The following is a 23,667-nucleotide window of genomic DNA, read 5'->3' as shown; positions in this document are numbered from 1 at the left end:
CAGCGTCGTCGAACTGGAACGCGACGTCCGCGGCTGGATCAACGAGTGGAACAAAGACCCCAAGCCGTTCGTGTGGACCAAGACCGCCGACGAGATCCTCGAAACACTCGCCGCATACTGCCAACGAATTAACGACTCACGACATTAGCTCGGTTCGGGCGCGAGGTCGACCCGGAGGGCGTACTCCCGGCTGAGGAAAGGCGGGAGCGGGCTGAGGTGGCCAAGCGGGCCTACATGTTGCGGCTGGCCAAGCGGTCGGCGCAGGTAAGAAAGAAGAGCTGACCTACAACGAAGCCCCGGCGCACCGAGCGCCGGGGCTTCGCCATGGGTGTTAGTCCTCCATGATGCGGTCGTAGGTGCGGCGGGCTCGGGTGCTGGCGGCGCTGCGGCCGTAGCGGCGGAGCATCTGGGGTGATGACCAGCCGTTGAGTTCCATGAGGTCGCCTTCGGCGCCGCCCCTGTCGAGCCAGGTGTGGGAGAAGTGGTGGCGGAACTTGTGCGGGTGGACCGCCACGCCGCACTCCTCGCCGCGGCGGACGACCATCTGGTAGATGCCATTGGCCGTCATGGGCGGACGGTTGTTGGTGCCCAGCCAGAGGTGGCGGCTGGAAGCGTGGGTGTGCTTGGCGCGGACTCGGATGTAGCGGTCGATGGCCCGGGCGGACGGATGCCCGAAGCGGACGATGCGCTGCTTGTTGCCTTTGCCGGTGACGAGGAGTTCGCGGCGCATCAGGTCCAGGTCGCTGCGATCGGGATCGTCGGCGTCATAGCTGATGCCGGCGAGTTCGGACAGCCGCAGGCCTGTCGCCTTGAACAGGGCGAGGATGGCGTAGTCGCGGCGCTGTGTGAAGGCTTTCCCTTCGCAGTGCTTGAGGAGCTTGGTGAGTTCCTCGTCGGTGAAGACAGAAACGACCTTTTCACCAACGGCTGGCGGGCGGAGCTTCGCCATCGGGTTGGGCATCTCTTCGTCGGTGGACCACCACTTGAAGAATTGCTGAAGTGCCCGGTACTGGTTGTTCGCGTAGCTATCGGAGTAGGTGTTGAGGAGCCAGACCGTCCAGGCGCGGACGTCATCTGCGGTGACGTCGTCCCAGTCAGTGTGGTCGGTGTTGCGTCGAAGATGCTCGGCCGCGAACCACTGCGCCGCTTCGGCGTAGGTGCGGACGGACTTCGGGGACTTCCCCTCGGCGTGAAGGTGCAGGGTGAACGAGTTGATCGCGGGTTGGAAGGCGCCTGCTCGGAGATCCTTCGGACGCCGCGTACGCGCGGTACCCATTGGAGTGAGAGTTTTCCTCTGTTCGAGCGGTGTTTCCGCTGGTCAGAGGACCAAGGTGGGCAGGGGCGGGGTCGAACCGCCGACCTTCCGCTTTTCAGAAGTAGCAACCACCCTGCGGTCACCCCGTCGACCAAGGTCAGACGGTGCCCGACGTGCGCCCACGGTGCTGGTCAGCTGTCGTCGTTGCCGTCAAGGTTGCCGTCACCGGTCGGTGTTGTCAGGCGACCTTGATCGAGTGGGGGCCGACGCTGACGGTGATGTCCACGTGTCCGCCGAGTGCGGTGGCGTAGGCGCGGAGTGTCTCCAGTTCCATGGCTTCGAGGTCGCCGTTCTCGATCTGGGAGACGCGAGACTGTGAGACGCCGAGAATCTGGGCGACCTCGGCTTGCGTTTTGCCGATGGCTTTGCGGAGTTCCTTGAGGTGGTGGCCGGCTACGTAGGCGTCCAGTTCGGCACGGGCCTGGGCCTGGCGCTCAGGGTCGGCCAATTCGGGGTTGCGACGATGTGCTTCGGCCTTGATGTCCTGCCAGCGGCGTCCGGTGCTCATCGTCCGGCCTCCTTGTCCTTCGCGGCCCGGTACTCGGCGTAGCGGGCTTCGGCCAGTGGGATCGCCTCTTCGTACCAGCGTGACCATTGCCCTGCCTTGTCTCCGGCCACCAGGAAGATCGCGGCACGGTCCGGATCGAAGACGAACAGCATGCGGATCTCTGACCGGCCTCGGCTGCCGGGGCGCAGCTCTTTGAGGTTGCGCAGCTCGCTGTGTTCCAGGGTGTCGACGAGTGGCCGTCCGAGCGTTGGCCCGACCTCGGCCAGCCTGTCGATGGCTTGCTCGATCAAGGCTGCGGTGTCCACCTCGGACTCGCACAGCTTGAGGAACCAGCTCTCGACCGGTTCGAGGAGGATGATGTCCCAGGCCACTCGATCAATATAACCCCTAGCTCATACTGGGAGCTGACCGTCCGCTTCCTGATGACGTGCGTTGCCGTCAAACACAACGCCCCGGGCCGTGTGGATCCGGGGCGTTCTCGCTGGTCTTGGAGGTGGGCAGGGGCGGGGTCGAACCGCCGACCTTCCGCTTTTCAGTGAACAACGCTCCGACCGGGGCACACCGTCGATGACCTGCTGAGACTCCGCTCGCCTGAGTTCGCCAGACGTCGAGTTCGGCATGAGTTCGGCACGGCCGTAGGTCTGTCGAGATCGCTGACCGCCCCCCGCCTGGCAAGGAGTGAGATCTGAACGGCGCTCTGCGAGCGACTCAGCGATCCGGACTCCGTACTGGGGTTGATCGCCCTGCCCTGGCAGTATCCAGGGCGGGGGACAGTCCTTCAGCCGCATAATCCGCATAATCCGCAGAAGTCGCACGCCGCTACAGCAGCGCCGTGTTCCCAGGTCGGGCAGCGGTCACAGCGTCGAGGCTGCCCGTCGCAGAGACCTCGCAGTCCCTGCCGTGGGGGGTCTCCTCCCAGGTCATGGGATTGTGCTGGTTTCTGCGGCAATGCGCGACACCTGGCCGGCGAAGGCGGAACCCGACTTGTCCAGTGGTACGGAGGGTTGCGCGGATTGTGCGGATTGCGCGGTGAGATCGGATGCCGCCGGTGGTGGCCTCGATCACGCGACGGCTACAGCCAGGGGCGACCTCAACTGTCCATCTCGACGTCGAAGTTCAGGGCGCGCTCTGCGCTGTCTAGAAGATCTGCATAGGTCAATACTTCAACCCGAGAAAGGTGTGCGTTATACGAACGTATCGCGTGATCTACTTGTCGGCGAGACAGTTCCTCAGACACCGCGTGGTCTTGATGGCCGATCACCACCGTTGCGCGTGCACGACGAAGATCGTATTGTACGCCTAGCTCGTTTCTGTACTGAGTCTCTAGAGTCGCCCCCTGCTCATCAAGAGCCCGAAGGTAGTTCATGCTCTGACTTGCAGCTTCGTGTATATCGGTTCCAGCGATCATATGGCTTCTGTGTTTGTAGACCAGATCCTTGATGTCGGGACCTTTGAGCTCGATGAGATGAAGAGAGCCGTCCGCGCAGATCAGCGGGATGTCGTACTGGTCGAGAATGGTGATGTGACGTCGATCGGCCACGCCGCTGTATCGTCCCCCGAAAAGCCAATAGTTCTTACCTATGGCTTTGTGCATCTGAGTTTCAGTCGTCCCTGGGGTTTTCGCGAGTTCCTTCAGCTCAGAGACGAGGTCACGCCGTCGCGCCACTATGGCTACCTCGGCGGCAGTAAGGCCGCTTTTCGTGGAAAGCAGGACAGACAATATCTCGCTGATGTCTGATCGTCCAGATAGGGCGCGACCGAGTTCGGCCGCATCGACTCCAGCGCTCCTGATGCTCTCCAGTAGCGTTAGGTGATCTCTAGGAATGCTCGAATGAACGAGATCGGGAACCGGGACGGTGACGATGTCCTCTAGGTCGAGCTCGTCTCTCAGGGAAGTGACTATCTTGAGAGCTTCCTCGTTGGGTTCGGGAAGAATGGCGCCAATGGGAAGCCAAGGCAACTCTCCGGAAGTTTGCTCCTGTATCAAAAGGAGCGGTTGGTTATGCTTTTCCGCATACTTCCTTGCTGCCCGGCGGATCGCATGTTCGTCGTGTCCGGTTCTCTTAAAAATTGATACTAGTAGCTTTGCTGTTTGACCGCGATCACTTTGAGTTGCGCGCACGCTCTGGTTGGCGGCTTTGCTGACCCAAACGCCGTAAATGTCTCGCGGGCTGATTTTGAGAAGGTCTGCCAGGACGATTTCGAGCTTCGCGTACTTTTTGACAATCGGCTTGGTGTGTTCGACGCCTACGAGTGCGTCGCTGATCCGCTGTAGGTTCTCCTCCACGCTCACGGTGAGTAGCGTAGTCCTGTGGGCGGTCTGAGGCGAGTTCAGCCCAACGGCTGCCTAGGGCCGCTAGCCTGCCAGGGCCTGCATCGCGGCTGCGTGCTGCTTGAGGGCAAGGGCGAAAGCTTCTTCATAGCGCAGGCTGCTTGCCTGGAGCCGGCCGTAGAAACCATTGGTGGCTCGGTAGCTGAGCGGAGCCGTTGTAGCTGGGTCGACCAGGTCTAGGAGGTGGCTATATTCGTGCCGTTTCGGCCACATGCTTACAGGGACTGCCCATCGTTGCTCCTCGTCCCCCCATGCCGCGTTCGGCCAGCGAATTCCTTTTGGAAGCAGCAAGCATCCAGGATCATCCCATTCTCCTGGCGAGGCCAATCGACGGCCAACCCACTCGGCTACCCCTACTGTCACGGCGTTTCCGATGAGCTTCCAACGTGAACTGCCAGACCTGCCGTGAGTCTGCGCAGCTCGTGTCCAGTCTCGTGGAAAGCCTTGCAAAGCTTCCGCATCTCCGATAGTCGGCGTGACGATGGCGCGGCCGATCTCAGCATCCCGAATCCAGATGGCTGGCGGAGAGGGGATTCCCAGACCGGAGCCCCCCTTCAAGGTTGGTATAGCGTCCCGCGCCCACCCCAAGCCCCTATTTCCTTCGGTCCAGTAGAAGCCGTAGGCGTCATCTCTGTACTCGGAGAGGTCAGGCTCCGTCGCATCGTCCGCGAATAGTATTTCGCGAGGATCGTGACTACGGGATGCCAGCATGATCACACGTTGTCTCCGCTGGGGAACTCCCGTGAAGCGAGAGTCAACCAGCCTGTATGCCCATCGGAATTTTCGCTTCTCGAATTCTGAAACGAGATATTCCATGGCCTGTCCCTTGTTCAGGGCAAGCATGTTGCGTACGTTCTCGATAATTACCCATTTGGGGGAGCTCTTGTCGAGCAACTCAAAGAGATGTCGGATCATCCCGGACGCTTCCCCGTGGATTCCGGCCATTCGGCCTGCTTGTGACAGGTCAGTGCAGGGGAAGCCGGCAGTGACTATGTCCGCCTGTGGAAGCTCGGATAGAGTCTGCACATCGGCATGGAGTGGAATAGACGGAAAACGATCGCGTAGAACCGCTTGTGCAGGCTCCCACCATTCGCAAAGGAGTTTAGTCTCCGCGCCTAGCCCGCGCTGGAGGCCTAGTTCAAGTCCGCCAATACCGGCGAACAGGCCCACAACTTGGGGGGCGTCAGAAGCGATCTCGGAGTCAGACATGCTGGTGATACTCCCATGTCAAGGGGACAGGATGCCCGGTGGGGAGGGGGTGTGCTGTCTTTGGCGCGACATGCGCCTGATCATTTGGCCAGCCCCGACTCGGCCTGTCTTCGCCTTGAGGACACTGGCCCAGGCGCTCGAACCTCGCGCCCTTGGGCTTAGCCCTCCAGGTAGCGGAACGTCGGCTTCGGGTGCATCAGAAAGTCATGGTGAGAGATGTTCCAGGCGTAGGCGCCAGCCATGGAGAAGGCGACTAGGTCGCCGACTGCGACACGGTCCGTTGAAACCTCGCGTGCGAAGACGTCCTTTGGGGTGCAGAGCTGGCCGACGAGCGTCACCGGCTCGTTGGCGACCGCGGGGCCGTCGCTGGCGCGGGTGAGGATGTCGGACGGCTGGTTGTGCTGCTTGGTGACCGGCGTTCGGATGTGCATGGTGCCGCCGCGTAGGACGGCGTACCACTGGCCGTGTGCCTTCTTCACGTCCAGGACCTCGGTTACGTACCAGCCGGCATAGACGCTGATGGAGCGGCCCGGCTCGATGCGCAGTGTCTCGCCTGGCTGGGCGAGAGCTGCCACCTCGGCGCCGTACTGCTTCCAGTCGAATCGGGTGTCGGGCGTGCTGTAGTCGACCGCCATGCCGCCGCCTAGGTTGAACTCACGCGGCCCGGTGTGGCCGATCCTGTCGAGCCACGTGCGGCCCCAGGCGAGGATCTCAGCGGACTGGGCTGCCATGGCAGACGCGTTCAGGCCGGACGCTAGGTGTGCGTGGATCCCGCGTAGGCGCACGTGCGGCGAGGCGGTCAGGATGTCGGTGCAGGAGTCCATGAGTTCGGGGTCCATGCCGAACGGGCCGCTCATGGCCAGTGCGACGCCGCTGCGGTCGCCGGCGAGGTTGACCCGCAGAAGGATGTCGACCTCACGTCCCGCAGTCTCGGCGATGCGGGCGAGGCGAGAGAGTTCGTACGGGCTTTCGACGTGGATGCGCTCGGCGCCGAGGTTGAGCGCTAGTTCGAGTTCGTCATCGGTCTTGCCAGGGCCGCCGAACGCCAACCGTGCGTCGGGCAGTGCCTCGCGCACGTGCGCCAGCTCGCCGCCGGACGCCACCTCGATGCCGTCGACGTACGGGGCCAGCGCACGCAGAATCGGGGCGTCCGGGTTGGCTTTGGCGGCATAGAAGATCTCCGGCGCGCCCGGCGCAGAGAGTGCCGCTTTGACCTCGGCTGCGTGGTCCCGGAGTGCGGCCAGGTCGTAGACGAATGCGGGTAGGTGCGCGTCCGCGGCGAGCGTCCGGGCGTGATCTTCGACGAGTCGCGTGATCATGGGTGTGGTCTCCGGGTGTCAGGCGAGCGGGAACTCGTACTGGGCCGTGAGGTATTGGGCGGGGGCGACAGAGATCGTGACCTCGACGGTGCGGCCCTCGGCGGTCATGCCCACGTGGGTTATCTCCACCACGGTACGTTCCGGGCTGATTTCCAGCGCGCGCGCTTCGGCGTCTGTGGGCAGCCGGCTGGGCGTGATCTCCTCGCGCGCTGTGACCTGCGTGTAGCCGAGTTCGCTGAGGGCGCTCTTGACCCCGCCCACGATGACCGGCCCCTCCTCCTCCAGGACCGTCCCGCCCGCGATCTCCAGCGGGAACCAACTGGCGTTAAGCCATACGGGGATGCCGCTGGCCAGCAGACGACGGCGCCGGACAAGACAGTTCACCTCACCGGCGGGGAGGTCGAGCAGCTCGGCGACGCGTGCCGGCGGTTCGGCGTGTTCGGTGGTGATCTCGTGTTGAGGCTCCAGGCCGCGCGCTCGCACCTCGGCGTCGAACGCGCCGCGGGCGCCGTTGTTCTCGCGCTGCGCGCGGTCGTACCGCGCCGGCGAGTGAAGCATGGGCGGTAGCCACGTGACCATGGTTCCGCGTCCCTGACGGGGCCGCACGATGCCCTCGGCCGCGAGCATCTGCATGGCCCGGTTCACCAAGCTGCGGGAGGCGCCGTAGCGGTCCGCCAGCTCTGGTTCGGCGGGGAGGACGGACCCCGTCGGGTACGCCCCCTCGGTGATTTCTTCGCGGATTTTCGCGGCGATCTCGCGGAAGCCGTGGCGCTCTGAGTTGGGCATCTACCTGCCCCTTTCTGCTGTCTGTGTGCTGCTTAGATCCACCTAACCAGACGAAACGCCAAACGCCAAACGACTGGCGTGTCTTGACAGTCGTGCCGTTCTGGGCGCACTCTGACAGACGTCAAACGACAAACGTTTGACGTACCTTCAACGTCAGGAGTCGTCTCGTGATTCCGCAGAAGTCCAGCAGCATCCCGCAGTGGCTCGCCGGCATCGCGGTCGCGATCTTCGCGATCAACAACCCCGAGAAGGCCGCCGAGCTGGTCAACCAGGTGATCCACGCGATCACCACGTTCTCCGGATCGCTGGGCTAACCAGCGATGACCGCTTACCGCTCGCAGGCGCTCGCCCTCGGCGCACAAGCCACCAAGCCCGCCGCCGAGGGCCGCGCCATCCGACCGATCACTCACTCAAACGAGGTGCCCGTGTCCCGTCATCTGTCCCCCCTCACCGCGCTGGCCGGTCTCGACCTCCGCGGAATGCCCATCACCGGCGCACAGTGCCGGTTCGACCCCGAGTTGCACGCCGGCCCGAACGCCGAGGAGACGCCCGACGAGCGCGCGGCCCGTGAGCTGGTCGCCGCTGAGGTGTGCCAGTCCTGCCCGCTGCGAAGCGCGTGCTTCGAGCTGGCGATCCGGATCCGCCCCGAGTCCGGAGTCTGGGCCGGTTTCACCGCGGCCGAACTCGCCATCCTCGCCGACCTGGTCGAGGCCACCGACTCCGACCTGTCCGCCCTCGACCTGAACGAGGTGGCCTGACCATGACGACCACCACTCCCGCCGAGACGGGACGCACCGCGGTGCAGGTCACCACGTTCGGGTACCTGCACGGCGCCCCGCCCGCCGACGCGCACATCGTCCTCGACCTGCGCCACCACTTTCGTGACCCGCACGCCGTGCGCGGACTGCGTGACCTGACCGCCCGCGACGCTGAGGTCCGTGCCGCGGTGCTTGCCACCGCCGGTATCCGGCCGCTGATCGAGGCGACCGCCGCCGCGGTGCTGGCCTACTTGTCCGGCCCGTCCGCCGGTCAGGTCATGGTCGCGGTCGGCTGCGCCGGCGGCCGCCACCGTGCCGCCACCCTGGGCAGCGTTCTCGCCGAGATGCTGGCCGACCTAGACGTCCCGGTGACGCTCGCGCACCGCGACATCGCCAAGGCGGTGGTGCAGCGATGACCGCCGTGATTTTCGCGCTGGCCGTGCTCGCCATGGCGGGGTGGCTGTGCCTGTCCCCGGTCCGCCTCGCCGGCGCCGGCGCGGTGCTGCTGGTCGCGCACCCCGTGCCGACCTTCGTCCTCACCACAGTGGTGGTGCTTGGGGTGACGGTGGCCAGCGGACGGCTGGCCTATCGGTCGCTGAGTGAGGGCGGTTGGTATCTGGTCACCGTGCAGCGACCCGCCTACGCCACGAGCCGTGCGGGGGGTGTGGCGTCATGACTCGCCGCCGTAGCTCCGCGCGGTTCTTCGACCCGACCGGCGCCCGGTTCGGAATCCCCACGTGGCCGTGGCGCATGGCGCCGCCGCACCTGCTGACCTTCCGCCAGCTCGCCGCGCGTGGGCTGCGTCCGGGCGGTCAGCCGGTCGTCGGACAAGTGCTGTGGAACTCGCGCCGCTACAACGCGCCCGGTGGGGTGCGCGCCGCCTACCTGTACGACGTGCGCCTGGCGCTGCCCAAGCGTGTCCCGTCCGAACGACAGCGCGCCGCCCTCGGCAAGGCACTGGCCGCCCGACGGCAGTGCCCCGACTGCGGACGCGATGCCGGTTACGTCCTGCCCCGCCACCTCGGCACCTGCCTGGACTGTGCGGACGGCGTGACCTCGACCCGTACCGCCCTGGAAGGGAGGCACGCAGCATGACCGCTCCGCCGCTCCACATCCCGGCGACCCTCGGTGCACAGGCCACCAACCCGCACGCCGCCGAGTCGACCGCCGTGCTCCGACCGATCACGAACCCCAACGACACCCCGCCCACCACGCCGACGACCGCGCCCGACCCTGCCGAGGGCGCCGAGGGCGGCGCGTCGCAGGGCCGTGCGCTCTCCAGCAACGAGTTCACCGCGGTGAGCGTGGTTGCCGCGCTGGTGGGCGTGCTGGGGCTGCTGGGGTTCGTCAACAGCTTCGCCGCGGTCGCCGACGCCGCCCGCCCCTCGTTCGGCGGGTTGGCGTGGTCGGTGCCGCTCGGCATCGACCTGGGCATTGGGATCTTCGCCGCGCTCGACATCGTGCTTGCTCGGCTGGACATGCGGGTTCGGTGGCTGCGGTTCATCCCGTGGGCGCTGACCGCCGCGACGGTCTATCTGAACGTGGCCGAGGAGTCGACGGTGTTCGGCCGCATCGCGCACGCGGTGTTGCCGGCGCTGTGGGTGTGCGCGGTGGAGATCGCTGCGCACGTGATCCGGATCCGCGCCGGCATCGCCGCCGGAACCCGCATGGACGGGATCCGCGCCTCGCGGTGGATTCTGGCCCCCTGGCCCACCATGAAGCTGTGGCGCCGGATGGTGCTGTGGGAGATCCGCTCCTACCCCGACGCCCTGAGCCGTGAGCGCGCCCGCGTGCTCGCCCTGACCGACCTACAGGACACCTACGGCCGGTGGGCATGGCGCCGCCGCGCACCCCGCCGCGTCCGCGCCCTGTACCGACTCGGCGACCTCGCCCCCGCCCCCGAGACGGGTGGACCGGCCGCCGAGGTGACCGCCGCCCCGTCCGCTCGCCCGGTGGTGGACCGTCCGGGCGTCGCCGAGGTGGACCGTCCGGCGCTGGAGTCCGGACCGCGCACCCCACCGACCGCCGGACCGTCCAACGCGCCGTCCACGCAGCGCAAGCGGACCGGCGCGGCCCGGTCCACCACCGGAAAGGGTGGACGGTCCCGCGCCCGTAAGGCCGCCAAGACCCCGCCGCCGGACGTGGACGACCTCATGCCGCTGGGCTGGCGCATCGCCGCCGACCTCGACGCCGCTGACGAACCCCTGACCCGCAACACCCTGGCCGCTCGACTGCGCGCCGCTGGACAGACCGCCGGCAACGCCCGCGTCGGCGCCCTGCTGGCCCGCCTCAAGACCGAAGCCCCCACCGACAGTCCGCCCGCCGCGGCGCCGTCCGCCGAGGGAGAGAACGCATCATGAGCTTCACCAAGGCCATGGGCGAGGTCGTCCGCCTGCCCGTCCAGCACGCCGACCACACCGCCGACCCGGCGCCCGCCCTCGACACCCCGCCCACCGCGCCCAGCGGCATCGGCGCCGGTGTCCCGCCGACCGACCCGCCGCGCCCCATGCCGTTCGGCGACCCCGACCCCGACCCCGGCGACGGGGACGGGGACGACGGCGAGGCGATCGAGGGCCGCGTGCTTGTCGACAGCCCGGACACCTACCGCCCGGACGCGCGCGCCCGCCGGCTGGCCGGCGAGAGCGCCAAGCGTCGCCCGATCATCGCGCCGTGGCTGCGCGACCGCGGCGAGGCTGAAGCGACGATCCGGTGGGCGGTCGGGTACGCCGGTCACATCACCAGCTACCACGCCGCCCGGATCCCGCTGTACTCGCTGCGGCTGGCGCTGCGGTCGCCGCGTGGGCTGTACCGGGTGGCCGCGGGCACGTGGCGGTGGACCTACGACATCGAGTCGCGCCCGCTGCGCACGCACGCCATCGACCGCAACAAGGACGAGATGTTCCTGAAGCTGATGAGCGAGCGTAACGACCGCGTCCGGTCCCGGTTGTTCGTCACCGGCGCTGGTCTGGCCGGTACGGGGTTGGCCGCCGCCGCGGTATCGGCCGCCGGTGGGCTGACGCAAACCGTGGTGCTGGCCGCGCTGGTGGCGGTGCTGGGGTGGATCGGTACCCCCAAGGACAAGCGCATCCTCGACACCGCGGTGACCGCGAACAAGGCCCCCAAGCTCACGAGCGAGGTGGTCGTGCGGGCGCTGGCGTCGCTGGGCATCGCCGAGATCAACCGCGCGATCGGCAAGGGCGGCGAGGGCATCGCCTTCCCTTCCCCGATCACCCGCGACGGCCCCGGCTGGCGCTCCGACATCGACCTTCCGCACGGCGTCACCGCCGACGCCATCATGGAGAAGCGCAAGGAACTGGCGTCTGGGCTGCGGCGCCCGATCGGGTGCGTGTGGCCGGAAGCCGGCGAGGAGGAAGAGCACGCCGGCCGCCTCGTGCTGTGGGTCGGTGACCGACCCATGGCCAAGGCCAAGCAACCCGCGTGGCCGCTGGCCAAAGCCGGCAAGGTCGACCTGTTCGCCCCCGCCCCGTTCGGCACCGACCAGCGCGGCCGGTTCATGGACGTCACCCTGATGTTCGTCTCGGTGATCATCGGTGCGATCCCGCGCATGGGCAAGACGTTCATCCTGCGTCTGCTGGCCCTGATTGCTGCCCTTGACGTACGCGCCGAACTGCACCTGTACGACCTGAAGGGCACCGGTGACCTGTCGGCCCTGGAACCGGTCGCGCACGCCTACCGCGCCGGCGACGACGACGAAGACATCACCTATGCGCTGACCGACATGCGCGGGTTGCGCAAGGAGATGCGGCGCCGCACCAAGGTCATTCGGGAGCTGCCCAAGGACCGCTGCCCGGAGAACAAGGTCACCACCGAACTGGCGTCGGACAAGTCACTTGGGCTGCACCCGATCGTCATCGCGGTGGACGAGTGCCAAGTGTGGTTCGAGCACAAGAAGCACGGCGCCGAGTTTGAGGAGATCTGCACCGACCTGGCCAAGCGCGGCCCGGCGACCGGCATCGTGCTGATCCTGGCCACCCAGCGGCCCGACAAGGCCGCCATCCCCACCCCCATTTCCGGCGTCGCTGGCATGCGGATCTGCCTGAAGGTCATGGACCACACCGCCAACGACCTGATCCTGGGCACCTCGGCGCACAAGACGGGGCTGAAGGCCACCATGTTCAGCCTCAATGACAAGGGCATCTGCTACCTACGCGGCGAGGGCGACGCCGCCCGCATCGTCCGGTCGATGTACATCGACGCGCCCGCCGCCGAGACCATCGCGCTGCGCGCCCGCGCGATGCGCGCCGCGACCGGCTACCTGACCGGCTACGCCGCCGGCGTCGACCTCGACACCGCCGACACCACCGACGACGGCGCCACTCTGCTGACCGACATCGCCAGTGTCACCACCGACGCCGAGGACAAGATCTGGTCCCACGTCATCGTGGATCGCCTCGCCGAGCTGCGTCCCGCGATGTACGGGCCGTGGGCCGCGCGCCCGGTCGACGCCACCGACGCCGAGCACAAGAGCGCCAAGGCCACCACGCTGGCCGCCGCGCTCAAGCCGCACGGCATCCGCACTGTGCAGGTGAATCGGACGGCACCAAACGGCGAGCGTGAGAACAGCCGCGGCATCGTCCGCGCACACATCCTCGACGCCCTCGACAACGCCGCCAACCCCAGCCGCTGACCGCCCGCCGGCACCGCCGAACCCGGTCTACGGGTAGCCGGTCACCCCGCTACCCGTAGACCCCCCTTGTAGACCCACAAACCGATCATGACCAGCGTCGTAGCGCGTAGACCCCGCACGCCCCGAACCTCAGCACAGTGCCCTAGGAGGGCTGTCGTGCCCCTGCTGACCGCCGCCGCTACCCACACCGCCAACCCGTCCGGCATGTGGCTGCTGTTCGCCATCCTCGCCGCCGTCGGCTACCTGCTCCACTGCGTGATCTGGCCGTATCGGGCGTGCCGCAAATGCGACGGCGCCGGGCGGTTCCGTTCCCCGACCGGCCGCGCCTGGCGCTACTGCAGCCGCTGCGGTGGCAAGGGCGCGCAACTGCGCGCCGGCCGCCGCATCTGGACCCACCTCAAGAACATCGACCGCAACCGCCGATAGTCAGCCTGCTCATCAGGAGGGCGCAAAAGCGGCCCCCGGCGCACAAGCCACCAAGCACGCCGCCGAGGGCCGCCCCTCCGACCGATCACGGACCTCAACGAGGCCCCTAGAAGGAGGTACGCCCATCATGACGCACCCTGCCCGCAGTGTCCCGGCCCCGGCCGAATGCGGCACCCGGTTGACCCTTGGGTCGCTGTGTTCGGGCTATGGCGGGTTGGAGTTGGCCGTCGCCGAGGTGCTCGACGTGGGCCCGGTGTGGGTCGCCGACCCCGCGCCCAGCGCCGCCGCTGTGCTGACGCACCGGTTCCCCGGGGTGCCCAACCTCGGCGACCTGACGGCCGTCGACTTCGGCCAGGTGCCGCGCCCGGATGTGCTATGCGCCGGGTTCCCCTGCCAAGACCTGTCGTACGCCGGCCGTGGTGCCGGTATCCGTGAAGGGACCCGTAGTGGACTCTGGCACGTCATCGCCGACGCCGTGGGCGTCCTACGACCCCGCTACCTCGTCCTGGAGAACGTCTCAGCCATCGTTGCCCGGCGTCCCGGACTCGACGTCGTGCTCGCCGACCTTGCCGCCCTCGGGTTCGCTGCGGAATGGACGTGTCTACGCGCATCCGACGTCGGCGCACCCCATGCTCGCAACCGCTGGATCCTACTCGCCGCCGACCCCGCCGGCGTTGTTGCCGACCCCGCGCACCTCGGACACCAACGGCCCCGGCACCCGCGGCCAGGGCGGCCCGGACCTGCGCACCGCCGTGACGCTGCTGCCGACGCCTCGCGCGACGGACGGAACCAAGGGCGGCCCGAACCAGCGGGGCAGCAAGGGCGACCTGATGCTCCCCTCGGCCGTGACGGCACTGCTGCCGACCCCGGCCGCCCGCGACGGCAAGGGCACCGACCTTCCCTCACGGACTGGCGGCCCCTCCCTGCCAGCCCTGCTGGCTGGGGACGCTACGCGCCCGCCATCAACCGGTGGGAGCACCTCACCGGCCGAACAGCTCCTCATCCCACTGAACCAACCGGACGCCACGGAGCCGACCGCCTGAGCCCCCGCTTCGTCGAATGGCTCATGGGCCTACCGGACGGATGGGTCACCGACGTCCCCGGACTGTCCCGCAACCAGCAACTCACCCTGCTCGGCAACGGCGTCGTCCCCCGCCAGGGCGCCGCCGCCCTGGCTAACTTGTTTGCCCGCCTGGCCGCCGACCGCACGCTCAACGAGGGGAAGGCAGCATGACCGACGGCCCCGGACTCATGGTGACCGCGCTCGCCCACGCCGGTCGCGGCTGGCACGTGTTCCCGCTGCGGCCTGGCGACAAGCGGCCCGCGCTCCGCAACGACTGGGAAGGTCGCGCCACCTCGACCGACCGTGCACGCATCTGGCAGTGCTGGCACCACGCCCCCTACAACATTGGGATTGCGTGCGGCCCGTCGAATCTGGTCGTGGTCGACCTCGACCAGCCCAAGCCCGGCGAAACCCCGCCGCCCGAGTGGGACATGCCAGGGATCAACGACGGCGCCGATGTGCTCGCCGCGCTCTGCGAGCGCCACGGCCAGCCCTTCCCGTGGGAGACGCACACCGTGCGTACGGCGTCCGGCGGGATGCATCTGTACTTCACAGCCCCGCCCGGCGTCCGGCTGCGCAACACCGCCGGCCGGTTGGGATGGCTGGTCGACACCCGCGCGCACGGTGGCTACGTGGTGGCTGCGGGCAGCACCCTCGCCACCGGCGGTGCCTACGTGACGGTGTACGACACGGTGCCGGCGCCGCTGCCCGGATGGCTGGTCGACGTGCTCACCGTGCCCGACCGCACGGCCGCGCCGGTGCCGAAGATGCCCGACCTCGACCAGCAGTACGCCGCCGGATACGTCGGCGCCGCCCTGCGCGCCGAGGTGCAACACGTCCTCGACTCCCGCCCCGGCGCCCGCAACCACACACTCAACGCCGCCGCTTTCGCTCTCGGCCAGCTCGCCGCCGGCGGGATGCTGCCGTCCACGCTTGTGGTCGACTGCCTGACCGCCGCGGGCCTCACGGTCGGACTGACCGCGCACGAGTGCGAGGCGACCATTGCCAGCGGGATGCACGCCGGCGCCCGCACACCCCGTGGGAGGGCCGCGTGACCGCCGCTGACAGCATCCTCGCCGCCGCGGGCGCCGGCGCCCGGCTGGCCGAACTTCACGGCCAGCCCGCCACGCCCGCGTGGGAGGCGCCCGTGCCCCTCGGCACCCGGCAACGCCTGCCCACCTTCCCCGCGGACGCGCTTCCCGACTGGGTCGGTGAACAGGCGACCGCGGTCGCCGAGTTCACCCAAACCCCCATCGACCTCGCCGGCTGCCTCGCGCTGGCCGCGCTGTCTACCGCTGCCGGTGGCCGCGCCATCGTCAACGTCCGCGGCACCTGGGTCGAGCCAGTGAACATCTTCACCGTGGTGGCGATGCCGCCCGGATCCCGCAAATCCGCTGTCTTTCGCGCCATGACCCAACCCCTACTCAACGCCGAACGCCACCTGGCCGAACGCACCCAACCCCGGATCGTTGAGGCCGAGTTGGCGCGCCGCGTGGCCAAGGCCGCCGCTGAGAAGGCCGCCGGCGTCGCCGCCGGATCGGGCACGCCCGGCGGCGACCCGGACAAGCTCGCCGACGCCACCGACGCCGCCATGGCGGTAGAGGCCATCAAGGTACCGGTCCTACCGCGGTTGGTCGCCGACGACATCACCCCCGAGAAGGCCGCATCCTTGCTGGCCGAACAAGGCGGCCGGCTGGCCGTGCTGTCCGCCGAGGGCGGCATCTTCGCCACCGTCGCCGGCCGCTACTCCTCGACCCCCAACATGGAGGTGTTCCTCAAAGGCCACGCCGGCGACATGCTGCGTGTCGACCGGCAAGGCCGCCCTACCGAACACGTCGAACACGCCGCCCTCACCCTCGGACTGGCCATCCAGCCCGAGGTCATCACCGACATTGCCAAGATGCCGGGATTCCGCGGCAAGGGGTTGCTCGGACGGCTGCTGTACGCCCTCCCGGAAAGCAACATCGGCCGCCGCCGCATCAACCCGCCCGCCCCGGCCGCCGAGGTCGTCTCCCGCTACGACACCCAGCTACAGAACCTCGTCAACACCCTGTACGACTGGGACGACCCCGCCCGGCTGCAACTCACCCCGGACGCGCACGCCGAGTTCCTCGCCCTCGAAACCCGCACTGAACCCCGGCTGCATCCCGAAACCGGCGACCTCGGCCACCTCGGCGACTGGGCCGGCAAATACGTCGGCGCCGTCGCCCGCATCGCTGGACTCCTCCACCTCGCCACGCACGTTGACGACGGATGGCGCACCCCGATCGAGGCCGACACCATGCGCGCCGCCATCCGACTGGGGGAGTACTTCACCGCCCACGCCGTCGCCACATTCGACGCCATGGGCAGCGACCCCGACCAGCACGCCGCCCGCGACATTCACGCCTGGATCGAACGCACCAAGCCCGAACGGTTCACCGTCCGCCAACTGTTCAGCAAACTGCCCCGCACCAAGTTCCCCAAAGTCGCCGACCTGGAGACACCCCTAGACCTCCTGGAACAACACGGCTGGATCCGCCGCCTACCCGACCCCGAACGCACCGGCCCTGGCCGCCGCCCCTCACCCACCTACCTCGTGCACCCCGACCTTTGTGGGACCGGCGCATAGCCACCAAGCACGCCGCTGGATACCCGCTGACTGTCCGACCGATCGCATCGTGAAACGAGGTCGCCCGTGAAAACGGCAATCCGTTCCAAGGAAATGCTTACCCTCCCCGAGGTGTGCGCCGAAATCAAGGTCTCGCGTTCGACCTTCTACGAGTGGCGCGCCAAGGGAACTGCCCCGAAGTGCTACAAAATCGACAACGGCGAGATTCGTGTCAGCCGCGAAGACCTTGACGAGTGGTGGAGCGAGCGAAGGGACGTCGCCTGAGATGGAGAACATCACCTACGACGTCCGTATCTACAAGATGGAGGTCTACAAGGGCAAGAAGGTCACCACGTACACCGTTCGTTGGAAGACCGGTCGTGAACAGTGGAAGGAACCGTTTCGTAAGCGTCCGCAGGCTGTCAGTTTCGAGTCCGAGTTGCGTGCGGCGGCAAACAAGGGTGAGGCGTTTGACGTCACGACCGGACGACCGGTCGCGTGGGGACGGGCCGCCGCTGACATGTCTTGGTACGACTTCTGCGTGTCCTACGTGGATATGAAATGGAAGAGCGCATCCGGCAAGCATCGAGCGAACACCGCGTGGGCGCTCGTTACCGTCATGCCGGCCATGCTTGCCAGCGACAAGGGCAAACCCGCTGACAAGAAGATCCGTACGGCGCTCCGGCGGTGGGCATTCAACACCAAGAACCGCGCGGACTGCCCGGAAGACGCCGCCCAGATCCTCAAGTGGTTGGCCCGCAACACCAAGCCAGTCTCGGCGCTGGCCGACCCAAAGGTGATGCGGGCCGTCCTCGACCGCGCGGCGACGTTGCTTGACGGGTCACTCGCCGCGCCCTCGACCGTCCAACGCAACCGCGCGATCCTCCACAACGCGTGCGAATACGCGTTGGAACTGAACATGTTGGCGCGCAATCCTGTCAAGGTCATCAAGTGGAAGGCGCCCAAAGCCTCGTCCGAGATCGACCGTCGATCGGTCGTCAACCATGGCCAGGCTCGGCGCCTGCTGCAAGCCGTTCAGGAACAGCAGCCAAGCGGCCCGCGCCTCGCCGCATTCTTCGCCGTGCTCTACTACGCCGGTCTACGCCCTGAGGAGGCCGTCAACCTGCACCGCGAGAACGTCACTCTTCCCCAGTTGGTCTGGGACGAGCAAACCGAGAACTGGCAGGAACCTGCGGACGGCTGGGGTGAGCTGCGTTTCTGTACCGCCTCGCCCGAGGTCGGAGCGGAGTGGACCGATGATGGCGCCCGCCGTGAGGTGCGCCGTCTCAAGGGCCGCGGGGAGGGAGAGTGGCGACGCGTCCCGGTGGCGCCGCCGCTCACCCGGATGTTGCGGCGTCATCTGAACACGGTTGGTGCCGGTCCCGGCGGGCGCGTGTTCTGCGGTGTGCGTGGCGGAGAGCTGGCCACCGTCACGTACCGGCGCGTGTGGGACCGTGCGCGCCTCGCTGCGCTCTCAGACGCCGAGTACGCTTCGCCGCTCGCCAAGCGCCCGTACGACCTCCGTCATGCGTGCGTGTCGACCTGGCTCAACGGGGGCGTACCAGCCACGCAGGTGGCCGAGTGGGCAGGCCACAGCGTGGAAGTGCTCCTTCGGGTCTACGCGAAGTGTGTCGATGGCCAACACCAAATCGCGAAGCGACGCATTGAAGCCGCCCTTAAGGAAGTCTGAAAAAGGGAAATCGGACAGACCATTCCGGCTTAGGGCTTCAAGTTTTGATAGCCTGCGGCGCACGTGGCGCTGAGGCCTTGCCTCTTCCAGCGTAGGAGCGCTTGGGAGAGGCAAGGCCTTGTTGCCGCCAGGGAACGCTATGTACCTGGACTAAGGAACACTCGTACTGTAGGTCCACTTAGCGTTTGACTGCAAGTGGTCAGCTTCGTCCCTGGTGGCGCGCCTCTCTAAGGAGAGGAAGGAACGTGGTCCAACTCGCAGCGGTGACAAGTGTCGCCATGCTGACACCCTCCTGGGCGCTCGTGCTCGGGATCAACCTGGCCCTTCTCGCCTGGGTGGCCGTGGTGAGGGTCGAGGTCACGGTGCGGGTCTACCTCTGGGAGCCCCCGAGGCGACGCCGGCGCAAGAGCAAGAAGTAGTCCCGTCTTCGGCGCAGACTGCCGCCGAGAGGCGGTGATGGCCGGAGGCGGCCGGACAGACAAGAGAAGCGCCCGGACCTGTTCTTGCAGGTCGGGCGCTTCTTCTTGTTGTTGGGGGCGATGGGCGACGACAAGCCGTCGAACTTCTCTTTGGTAGCATCCGCCACCCTACAGGTCAGACGCTTTCTCGCCAGTACTGGGCACGCTTGAGGCACTCCTAGTACATAATCAACGGCATAGGGGCCTCGCCCCTACTCTATTGGTAAGAAATATACCGATCCTGGCATATCGGGCGATATCGGGCAATATGGAAAACAATCGAATAGTAGACGCTCGCCTTTGGCGCGCTCATGCACGCGTTGCGGGAAAAACCTGGCCAGGCAGGTGCGACCTCGAAGCCCAACTAAGAGGCCCTGTTCCCGTTGACGTGCTGCACGGGTGCGTCTTTTTGGTGCCTGAAAGGAGGTAAAAAGATGGGATGGTCCGAGGAAGTTGGCCGGCGGTCCGCCTCGGAGTTGAGGAAGCGCTCGGTAGCTGGTCCGGACTCGGCCGCGTGTGCATCTTGGTATCCGTGCTTGCGGTAGCCGGCGTTGCGTTCGCTGCCGTTCGTGACGAAGTGCACGCCTTTGCAAGTGACTAGTGCGCCGAGGTGAGCAACACCCTTGCCGTACGCGCTGGCCCTCCGCCTGGCTGAAGGTTGGTCAGGCGGAGGGCATGCCCCTGTCTTCGGCACGTATTCGGCACAGACGCTCGCCGAGGGCCGGTGATGGTCGGACACAGCCGGACAGACGAGAGAAGCGCCCGGACCTGTTCTTGCAGGTCGGGCGCTTCTTGTTGCTGCTTGGTGAGGTGGGCAGGGGCGGGGTCGAACCGCCGACCTTCCGCTTTTCAGGCGGACGCTCGTACCGACTGAGCTACCTGCCCAGGACGCGCGTCGGCGCGTCTGGCGGTCCTGACGGGATTTGAACCCGCGGCCTCCACCTTGACAGGGTGGCGAGCACTCCTAGCTGCTCCACAGGACCTTGCGTCTCCGAGCCTAGCGGCTCTGGAGGGGTGTCTTGGCCGGTGTTCCCGGCGCTTGGCGACGTCCGAGAGCATACGCGATGGCCGAGGGGGGCGCCAACTCGATTACCCCGGGTGGGTGAGGGGACGATCCGGGCGGGGAGAAACAGGGCGGACAGGAGTGTTTCGTGTTTGTGCTTGGGGCTCCTACTCTGTCCGGGTTGCGCAACCGTGCGTGATCGGAGGGTGGCGCCGTTCCCCCTTGCGGGGGCGGCTGTAGAGAGGAGGCCGCGTGGTCGCGAAGCTCCCAGACCAGAACGCGGAGGACTATCAACGCGGGCTCGGGACCCGCCAGATCCAGATGCTGGCCATCGGCGGGACGATCGGCACCGGGCTGTTCCTGGGCGCCGGCGAGAACATCGCCAAGGCCGGGCCCAGCCTGATCCTGACGTACGCCGTGGCGGGGCTGGCGCTGTTCTTCGTCATGCGGGCGCTCGGCGAGTTGCTGACGTACCGGCGGGCGGAGGGCGGGTTCGCCGGGTATGCCCGGGAGTTCCTGGGGCCGTTCTGGGGCTACGCCACGACCTGGACGTACTGGATCATCTGGGTGACGACCGGGATGGCGGAGCTCACCGCGGCCGGCAAGTACATCCAGAAGTGGTGGCCGGGCGTCGAGCAGTGGCAGACGGCGCTGGTGGCGCTGGTGGTCCTGTTCGTGGTGAACCTGATCTCGGTGAAGCTCTTCGGCGAGCTGGAGTTCTGGTTCGCGATGATCAAGGTCGCGGCGATCGTGATGATGATCCTGGTCGGGCTCGGGGTGCTGGTCTTCGGGTTCAGCGACGCGGGAGAGACCGCGCGGGTCGGGAACCTGTGGGACCACGGGGGCGTGTTCCCCGAGGGCGCCGGGGCCACGATCATGACGCTGCAGATGGTGATGTTCGCCTACCTGGGCGTCGAGCTGGTGGGCGTGACGGCGAGCGAGGCCAAGGACCCGGAGAAGAACATCCCGCGGGCGATCAACGCGCTGCCGGTGCGGTTCGCGCTGTTCTACCTGGGGTCGCTGCTGGTGATCCTCGCGGTGGTGCCGTGGACGGCGTTCAAGGGCGGGGCGAGCCCGTTCGTCCTGGCGTTCGACCAGATCGGCATCCCGGGCGGGGCGGACATCGTCAACTTCGTGGTGCTGACGGCGGCGCTGTCGTCCTGCAACGCGGGCGGGCTCTACTCGACGTCCCGCATGCTGCGGACCGCAGGGGTCAACGGGGACGGTCCGAAGGTGCTCGGACGGCTCAACGGGCGCGGTGTGCCCGTTCTGACCGTCGTCATCTCCGCACTGGTCATGGGCATCGGCGTGGTCGTCAACGCGGTCGTGCCGGACAAGGCGTTCGAGTACATCACGTCCGTGTCGACGGGGGGCGCGCTGCTGGTGTGGACGGTGATCCTGCTCGCGCACATGGCCTACCGGCGGCGGTCGGCGGCCGGGGAGCTGCCGAAGGCGCCGTACCGGATGCCGTGGGCGCCGTACACGAACTGGGCCGTGCTGGCGTTCTTCGCGTTCGTCACGGTGACGATCGCGTGGGAGGCCGACACGCGGATCGCGCTGTACGTGATGGCCGCCTGGGGGGCGCTGGTCGTGGTCTGCTGGCCGTTCGTCCGGCGTAGCTCGCAGGAGGCGCGGGTTCCCGTTCCGCTGGCCGAGGAGAGTACGAGCGCCTGAGTGAGGGCATCCCACGGCGGGACGGCGCCCGCCGTGGGATGATCCCTCATGGCGGTTCCTTCCCTCCGGAGGCGCGCGTGACCAGCAGGCTCGAGATCCGGGTGCGGTGGGTCCTGCTGGTCGTGGTGGGTGTCGCGAACGTCATCGGCTCGCTGGTGATGCTGCTGTTCGCGACGTTCGTCGTCCCCGATCCGCCTTTGGACGACCGCGACTACGTGCATCTGGTCAACGCGGTGGCGTTCTTCAGCTATCCGGTGGTCGCGGCTCCGGCGGCGCTGCTGTGCGGGCTGTGGCTTTGGCGTCCTGTGGTCACGTTCGTCCGGGACGGGGGAGAACCCGACCGGCGGCAGCGCCGGGCCGTGCTGCTCGGGCCGCTGCGGCTGACGCTGCTCGTCGGGGCGCTGTGGGCGGTCGGCGCGCTCGGCTGGGCGGCGCTCGACCTGGTGCTGTTCACCGGACGGCTGGCGGTGAAGACGGGGCTGACGTGCCTGCTCGGCGCGGGCACGACCTGCACGATCGTCTACCTGCTGTCGGAGCGGCTGCTGCGGCCGGCGGCGGCGCTGGTGCTGGGCGCGGAGCGTCCGAAGAGGCTGCGGCTGCCCGGGGTGACGACGCGGGTGATGCTCGCCTGGGCGCTCGGGACGGCGATCCCGGTGTTCGGGCTGATCTGCGTCGCGATCGCCGCGCTGGCCTCGCCGGACATCAACGTCACCCAGCTCGCGATCACGATCCTCGGCCTCGGCGGCGCCGCGCTGCTCGCGGGGGTCTGCGTGATCTACATGGCGACGCGGGCGATCGCCGATCCGATCAAGGCGGTGCGCAGCGGGATGGCGCAGGTCGAGCGGGGGGACCTCGGCGCCGAGGTGGACGTGTACGACGCGAGCGAGGTCGGGCAGCTGCAGGCCGGGTTCAACCACATGGTCGCGGGGCTGCGCGAGATCGAGTGGCTGCGCGACCTGTTCGGGCGGCATGTCGGCGAGGAGGTCGCCGACCTGGCGCTGGAACGCGGCGTCGTCACGCTCGGCGGTGAGACGCGCGAGGTGGCCGTGCTGTTCGTGGACCTGACCGGGTCCACCCGGCTGGCCGACACGCGCAGCCCGGACGAGGTGGTGGGGCTGCTCAACCGGTTCTTCGGCGTCGTGGTGTCGGCGGTGGCCAAGCACGGCGGCTGGATCAACAAGTTCGAGGGGGACGCCGCGCTGGCGATCTTCGGGGCGCCGACGCAGGTGGAGGACTCGGCCGGCGGGGCGCTCGGCGCGGCCCGCGAGTTGGCGGTGCGGCTGCGCGCCGAGGTGCCGATGCTGGACGCGGGGATCGGGGTGTCCGCGGGCCCGGTCGTCGCCGGGTACATCGGCGCGGAGGAGCGGTTCGAGTACACGGTGATCGGCGATCCGGTGAACGAGGCGGCCCGGCTCAGCGACCTCGCCAAGGACGAGAAGGGACGGGTGCTCGCCTCGGCGACCGTCCTGGAGCTGGCGCACCTCGCCGAGTCCGACGAGTGGGACGTGGGACGGTCGGTGACGCTGCGCGGGCGGAGCCGTCCGACCCGGCTGGGCACGCCCCGCCGGCAGGCGCGTCCTGCGGTGCCCGCTCCCCGGGCCGCGCCGGAGGCGGGGCGGGCGAGGTTCCCGCGCCCGCTGAAACGCAGCAGGAGGCTGCTGTTCGGCGCGCTGCTGCTGGCGAAGGCGGCCAAGAGCGCAAAGGCCGCGGAACCGGGCGGTGCGGGGGAGCCCGGAGGTCGATCCGACGGTCCGGCCGTGTCTGACTCGTCCTGACGGCACCCGATGCGTATCGTCACCCTCGGTACACAGTCTGCTACCGATCCGTAACTCCGGTGTCACCGAACGGGCCGAGGGTTGGGGCGGACAGCCCGGCTCCCGAGAGGTGA

Annotated in this window: 24 protein-coding genes, 2 tRNA genes and 2 pseudogenes; 18 read left to right on the top strand and 10 right to left on the bottom strand. The window is 67.8% G+C overall.

Features of this window, described 5'->3' with window-relative positions; translation table 11 throughout:
* A pseudogene (locus CHC11_RS43190) lies at positions 1 to 148 on the top strand (IS630 family transposase); the annotation flags it as partial.
* A gap of 183 nt (positions 149 to 331) precedes the next feature.
* Here CHC11_RS43190 and CHC11_RS39705 read toward each other — a convergent pair.
* The 7 genes from CHC11_RS39705 to CHC11_RS39675 form a co-directional block, all read right to left on the bottom strand.
* Complete coding sequence (locus CHC11_RS39705) at positions 332 to 1,276, bottom strand: tyrosine-type recombinase/integrase (protein ID WP_089317067.1); 945 nt, start codon at positions 1,274 to 1,276, stop codon at positions 332 to 334.
* A gap of 217 nt (positions 1,277 to 1,493) precedes the next feature.
* Complete coding sequence (locus tag CHC11_RS39700; RefSeq protein ID WP_067807575.1) at positions 1,494 to 1,823, bottom strand: helix-turn-helix domain-containing protein; 330 nt, start codon at positions 1,821 to 1,823, stop codon at positions 1,494 to 1,496.
* Positions 1,820 to 2,194: a type II toxin-antitoxin system RelE/ParE family toxin gene (locus tag CHC11_RS39695; protein ID WP_089317066.1), complete on the bottom strand. Its 375-nt coding sequence runs from the start codon at positions 2,192 to 2,194 to the stop codon at positions 1,820 to 1,822. Before CHC11_RS39695 ends, CHC11_RS39700 begins: the two co-directional genes overlap by 4 nt.
* Before the next feature lie 719 nt (positions 2,195 to 2,913).
* On the bottom strand, positions 2,914 to 4,116 hold the full coding sequence (locus CHC11_RS40925; protein WP_143227489.1) for a Shedu anti-phage system protein SduA domain-containing protein: 1,203 nt from the start codon (positions 4,114 to 4,116) through the stop codon (positions 2,914 to 2,916).
* Between the two features lie 63 nt (positions 4,117 to 4,179).
* Complete coding sequence (locus CHC11_RS39685; RefSeq protein WP_089317064.1) at positions 4,180 to 5,364, bottom strand: DNA cytosine methyltransferase; 1,185 nt, start codon at positions 5,362 to 5,364, stop codon at positions 4,180 to 4,182.
* A 158-nt stretch (positions 5,365 to 5,522) separates the two neighbouring features.
* The gene (locus tag CHC11_RS39680) at positions 5,523 to 6,683 is read right to left on the bottom strand and encodes a type III PLP-dependent enzyme (RefSeq protein ID WP_089317063.1); all 1,161 of its coding nucleotides are present in this window, start codon (positions 6,681 to 6,683) and stop codon (positions 5,523 to 5,525) included.
* Between the two features lie 18 nt (positions 6,684 to 6,701).
* Positions 6,702 to 7,469, bottom strand: coding sequence for a GntR family transcriptional regulator (locus CHC11_RS39675; RefSeq protein ID WP_089317062.1), 768 nt, complete (start codon positions 7,467 to 7,469; stop codon positions 6,702 to 6,704).
* 167 nt (positions 7,470 to 7,636) lie between these two features.
* Here CHC11_RS39675 and CHC11_RS41895 point away from each other — a divergent pair, with 167 nt between their 5' ends.
* The 9 genes and pseudogenes from CHC11_RS41895 to CHC11_RS43185 all read left to right on the top strand — a co-directional run.
* Entirely contained in the window at positions 7,637 to 7,783 is a 147-nt protein-coding gene (locus tag CHC11_RS41895; protein WP_179279241.1) for a hypothetical protein, read from the top strand.
* 6 nt (positions 7,784 to 7,789) lie between these two features.
* Positions 7,790 to 8,227 carry a WhiB family transcriptional regulator gene (locus tag CHC11_RS39670; protein WP_089317061.1) on the top strand — a complete coding sequence of 146 codons (438 nt, stop codon included), beginning with the start codon at positions 7,790 to 7,792 and terminating at the stop codon, positions 8,225 to 8,227.
* A gap of 2 nt (positions 8,228 to 8,229) precedes the next feature.
* The gene (locus CHC11_RS39665; RefSeq protein WP_089317060.1) at positions 8,230 to 8,643 is read left to right on the top strand and encodes a RapZ C-terminal domain-containing protein; all 414 of its coding nucleotides are present in this window, start codon (positions 8,230 to 8,232) and stop codon (positions 8,641 to 8,643) included.
* A complete protein-coding gene (locus CHC11_RS39660) occupies positions 8,640 to 8,903 on the top strand; it encodes a hypothetical protein (protein ID WP_089317059.1) in 264 nt (87 codons plus the stop codon). The genes CHC11_RS39665 and CHC11_RS39660 overlap by 4 nt, the downstream gene beginning before the upstream one ends.
* The gene (locus CHC11_RS39655) at positions 8,900 to 9,322 is read left to right on the top strand and encodes an RRQRL motif-containing zinc-binding protein (RefSeq protein WP_089317058.1); all 423 of its coding nucleotides are present in this window, start codon (positions 8,900 to 8,902) and stop codon (positions 9,320 to 9,322) included. The genes CHC11_RS39660 and CHC11_RS39655 overlap by 4 nt, the downstream gene beginning before the upstream one ends.
* A complete protein-coding gene (locus CHC11_RS39650; protein WP_089317057.1) occupies positions 9,319 to 10,587 on the top strand; it encodes a DUF2637 domain-containing protein in 1,269 nt (422 codons plus the stop codon). The genes CHC11_RS39655 and CHC11_RS39650 overlap by 4 nt, the downstream gene beginning before the upstream one ends.
* The gene (locus CHC11_RS39645) at positions 10,584 to 12,875 is read left to right on the top strand and encodes an FtsK/SpoIIIE domain-containing protein (RefSeq protein ID WP_089317056.1); all 2,292 of its coding nucleotides are present in this window, start codon (positions 10,584 to 10,586) and stop codon (positions 12,873 to 12,875) included. Before CHC11_RS39650 ends, CHC11_RS39645 begins: the two co-directional genes overlap by 4 nt.
* A gap of 156 nt (positions 12,876 to 13,031) precedes the next feature.
* Positions 13,032 to 13,301: a hypothetical protein gene (locus CHC11_RS39640; RefSeq protein WP_245920309.1), complete on the top strand. Its 270-nt coding sequence runs from the start codon at positions 13,032 to 13,034 to the stop codon at positions 13,299 to 13,301.
* Between the two features lie 127 nt (positions 13,302 to 13,428).
* A pseudogene (locus tag CHC11_RS43185) lies at positions 13,429 to 13,905 on the top strand (DNA cytosine methyltransferase); the annotation flags it as partial.
* Positions 13,906 to 13,950: 45 nt separating this feature from the next.
* Here the strand turns inward: CHC11_RS43185 and CHC11_RS43180 are convergent.
* Positions 13,951 to 14,193 carry a hypothetical protein gene (locus CHC11_RS43180; protein WP_245920311.1) on the bottom strand — a complete coding sequence of 81 codons (243 nt, stop codon included), beginning with the start codon at positions 14,191 to 14,193 and terminating at the stop codon, positions 13,951 to 13,953.
* Positions 14,194 to 14,367: 174 nt separating this feature from the next.
* Here CHC11_RS43180 and CHC11_RS43175 point away from each other — a divergent pair, with 174 nt between their 5' ends.
* The 6 genes from CHC11_RS43175 (at position 14,368) to CHC11_RS41890 (ending at position 19,063) form a co-directional block, all read left to right on the top strand.
* Positions 14,368 to 14,535, top strand: a complete 168-nt coding sequence (locus CHC11_RS43175; RefSeq protein ID WP_245920310.1) for a hypothetical protein — start codon at positions 14,368 to 14,370, stop codon at positions 14,533 to 14,535.
* Positions 14,532 to 15,419 carry a bifunctional DNA primase/polymerase gene (locus CHC11_RS39630; RefSeq protein ID WP_089317054.1) on the top strand — a complete coding sequence of 296 codons (888 nt, stop codon included), beginning with the start codon at positions 14,532 to 14,534 and terminating at the stop codon, positions 15,417 to 15,419. The genes CHC11_RS43175 and CHC11_RS39630 overlap by 4 nt, the downstream gene beginning before the upstream one ends.
* The gene (locus tag CHC11_RS39625) at positions 15,416 to 16,975 is read left to right on the top strand and encodes a YfjI family protein (protein WP_218826449.1); all 1,560 of its coding nucleotides are present in this window, start codon (positions 15,416 to 15,418) and stop codon (positions 16,973 to 16,975) included. The genes CHC11_RS39630 and CHC11_RS39625 overlap by 4 nt, the downstream gene beginning before the upstream one ends.
* A gap of 66 nt (positions 16,976 to 17,041) precedes the next feature.
* Positions 17,042 to 17,239 carry a helix-turn-helix transcriptional regulator gene (locus tag CHC11_RS39620; RefSeq protein ID WP_245920308.1) on the top strand — a complete coding sequence of 66 codons (198 nt, stop codon included), beginning with the start codon at positions 17,042 to 17,044 and terminating at the stop codon, positions 17,237 to 17,239.
* 1 nt (position 17,240) lies between these two features.
* Positions 17,241 to 18,644, top strand: a complete 1,404-nt coding sequence (locus CHC11_RS39615) for a tyrosine-type recombinase/integrase (protein WP_089317052.1) — start codon at positions 17,241 to 17,243, stop codon at positions 18,642 to 18,644.
* Between the two features lie 245 nt (positions 18,645 to 18,889).
* Positions 18,890 to 19,063 (top strand): hypothetical protein, encoded by a 174-nt coding sequence (locus CHC11_RS41890; protein ID WP_179279240.1) that lies wholly within the window; start codon positions 18,890 to 18,892, stop codon positions 19,061 to 19,063.
* Positions 19,064 to 19,913: 850 nt separating this feature from the next.
* Here CHC11_RS41890 and CHC11_RS39610 read toward each other — a convergent pair.
* Together CHC11_RS39610 and CHC11_RS39605 are read right to left on the bottom strand one after the other, a co-directional pair.
* Positions 19,914 to 19,987 (bottom strand) — tRNA-Phe (locus tag CHC11_RS39610).
* 20 nt (positions 19,988 to 20,007) lie between these two features.
* Positions 20,008 to 20,085, bottom strand: a tRNA-Asp gene (locus CHC11_RS39605).
* A 272-nt stretch (positions 20,086 to 20,357) separates the two neighbouring features.
* Between CHC11_RS39605 and CHC11_RS39600 the strand changes: the two genes are divergently transcribed.
* Both CHC11_RS39600 and CHC11_RS39595 read left to right on the top strand, forming a co-directional pair.
* Entirely contained in the window at positions 20,358 to 21,779 is a 1,422-nt protein-coding gene (locus tag CHC11_RS39600) for an amino acid permease (RefSeq protein ID WP_218826448.1), read from the top strand.
* A 77-nt stretch (positions 21,780 to 21,856) separates the two neighbouring features.
* On the top strand, positions 21,857 to 23,554 hold the full coding sequence (locus CHC11_RS39595) for an adenylate/guanylate cyclase domain-containing protein (RefSeq protein WP_245920307.1): 1,698 nt from the start codon (positions 21,857 to 21,859) through the stop codon (positions 23,552 to 23,554).
* The last annotated feature ends 113 nt before the right edge of the window (positions 23,555 to 23,667 follow it).

The sequence above is a fragment of the Actinomadura mexicana genome (assembly GCF_900188105.1).
GTDB lineage: Bacteria > Actinomycetota > Actinomycetes > Streptosporangiales > Streptosporangiaceae > Spirillospora > Spirillospora mexicana.
Note: the sequence above shows the minus strand (reverse complement) of the source record. Positions and strands in the feature narration are given on the sequence as shown.

Bases quoted from the DNA above. Each gene is read 5' to 3' on its own strand.
- CHC11_RS39705 (WP_089317067.1), bottom strand. From the start codon at position 1,276: ATGGGTACCGCGCGTACGCGGCGTCCGAAGGATCTCCGAGCAGGCGCC.
- CHC11_RS39700 (WP_067807575.1), bottom strand. From the start codon at position 1,823: ATGAGCACCGGACGCCGCTGGCAGGACATCAAGGCCGAAGCACATCGT.
- CHC11_RS39685 (WP_089317064.1), bottom strand. From the start codon at position 5,364: ATGTCTGACTCCGAGATCGCTTCTGACGCCCCCCAAGTTGTGGGCCTG.
- CHC11_RS39680 (WP_089317063.1), bottom strand. From the start codon at position 6,683: ATGATCACGCGACTCGTCGAAGATCACGCCCGGACGCTCGCCGCGGAC.
- CHC11_RS39675 (WP_089317062.1), bottom strand. From the start codon at position 7,469: ATGCCCAACTCAGAGCGCCACGGCTTCCGCGAGATCGCCGCGAAAATC.
- CHC11_RS39670 (WP_089317061.1), top strand. From the start codon at position 7,790: ATGACCGCTTACCGCTCGCAGGCGCTCGCCCTCGGCGCACAAGCCACC.
- CHC11_RS39665 (WP_089317060.1), top strand. From the start codon at position 8,230: ATGACGACCACCACTCCCGCCGAGACGGGACGCACCGCGGTGCAGGTC.
- CHC11_RS39660 (WP_089317059.1), top strand. From the start codon at position 8,640: ATGACCGCCGTGATTTTCGCGCTGGCCGTGCTCGCCATGGCGGGGTGG.
- CHC11_RS39655 (WP_089317058.1), top strand. From the start codon at position 8,900: ATGACTCGCCGCCGTAGCTCCGCGCGGTTCTTCGACCCGACCGGCGCC.
- CHC11_RS39650 (WP_089317057.1), top strand. From the start codon at position 9,319: ATGACCGCTCCGCCGCTCCACATCCCGGCGACCCTCGGTGCACAGGCC.
- CHC11_RS39645 (WP_089317056.1), top strand. From the start codon at position 10,584: ATGAGCTTCACCAAGGCCATGGGCGAGGTCGTCCGCCTGCCCGTCCAG.
- CHC11_RS43175 (WP_245920310.1), top strand. From the start codon at position 14,368: ATGGGCCTACCGGACGGATGGGTCACCGACGTCCCCGGACTGTCCCGC.
- CHC11_RS39630 (WP_089317054.1), top strand. From the start codon at position 14,532: ATGACCGACGGCCCCGGACTCATGGTGACCGCGCTCGCCCACGCCGGT.
- CHC11_RS39615 (WP_089317052.1), top strand. From the start codon at position 17,241: ATGGAGAACATCACCTACGACGTCCGTATCTACAAGATGGAGGTCTAC.